Below are 1,404 nucleotides of genomic sequence, written 5' to 3'. Positions count from 1 at the left end.
CGGACCATACGAGAGAAGAGGTACCCCTCGTTGTATACAGCCCGGGCCTTACGGAAAGTACGGATTTGGGAACACGTCTGACCTTTGCCGACTTGGGACAAACGATTATGAATAACTTTGATGTGGGTAAGTTACCTTTCGGCACTTCTTTTTTGAATGACTTGAAATAGTAACTGGAGGAGGGACGGACTATGTGGCCTGTCGACTTTATAGAAGAAAAACGGGACGGCAAGGAGCAGAGTGCGTCCCGAATCGAAAAATTTATAGAAGACTATACACAGGGCCGGGTTGCAGATTATCAGGCGGCGGCGTGGCTTATGGCTGTGTACCTGAAGGGCATGCATGAAGAAGAAACGGCGGCCCTTACGGCGGCTATGCGAGATTCGGGAGAAGTCGTCGACTTATCGGCTATTGAAGGCGTTACGGTAGATAAGCACAGTACGGGCGGCATTGCCGATACGACGACACTCATCGTGGCACCTCTTGTTGCGGCGGTAGGTGTGAAGGTAGCGAAAATGAGCGGCCGCGGTCTGGGTTTTACGGGCGGTACCTTGGATAAACTTGAATCCGTGCCGGGATTTCGCATCACCTTGTCGAAAGAGGAGTTCTTCAATCAAGTCAATCACATCGGCTTGGCCGTCATCGGTCAGTCCGGAGAATTGGCGCCGGCCGATAAGCTTTTGTATGCCTTGCGAGATGCAACGGGAACAGTAGAAAGTATACCTCTTATTGCAAGCTCCGTTATGAGTAAAAAACTTGCTGGAGGAGCGGATGCTATTGTCTTGGATGTAAAATACGGCGACGGAGCCTTTATGAAAACGAAGGAACGGGCCTTTGAATTGGCACGAGCCATGGTGGATATCGGCGTGGCGGCAGGAAAACCTACGACAGCTGTTCTGACATCTATGAATGCTCCCTTAGGCATGAGTATCGGCAACAGCTTGGAAATTGATGAAGCCGTCGACGTTCTTTCAGGCAGAGGCGGTAAAAGGCTGAAAGAAGTGGTTCTTACTGTCGGTGCCTATATGCTGAAGTCGGCGGGACTCGTTGCTACAGCCGAAGAAGGTCAGACGGTTTTACAAGAACACATCAACGACGGGTCGGGGCTTCAAAAATTTAAGGAGTTTTTGGAAGCACAAGGGGGCGATACGTCCTTTATAGGCGTGCGTCCTCTGACAAAAAGAGTAAATGCAAGAGACATACGAGCTGAAAAGAACGGCTTTATCGTGCATGTAGACGGCAGAGCCTTGGGTGAGATCGCCATGGAAACGGGTGCCGGTAGGGCTCACAAGGATGATGTTATCAACTTGTATACAGGACTCGCCTTGCATAAAGAAGTATATGATAAGGTGGAAGCAGGCGACCTCTTATGTACCCTATACGGGGGTGAGGGGGCCGATACGT

1 protein-coding gene and 1 pseudogene are annotated in these 1,404 nt (G+C 50.4%); both read left to right on the top strand.

From position 1 onward, the window contains the following. Positions 1-170 (top strand): annotated as a pseudogene (locus tag PGX78_RS09465) (phosphopentomutase); the annotation flags it as partial. Positions 171-191: 21 nt separating this feature from the next. Further along, a partial coding sequence (locus tag PGX78_RS08270) for a thymidine phosphorylase (RefSeq protein ID WP_270446471.1) occupies positions 192-1,404 on the top strand: 1,213 nt, incomplete at its 3' end.

The sequence above is a fragment of the Megasphaera sp. AF13-6AC genome (assembly GCF_027685385.1).
GTDB classification, from domain to species: domain Bacteria; phylum Bacillota; class Negativicutes; order Veillonellales; family Megasphaeraceae; genus Megasphaera; species Megasphaera micronuciformis.
The sequence above is the reverse complement of the archived record's forward strand: the minus strand, read 5'-3'. Positions and strand labels throughout refer to the sequence as shown.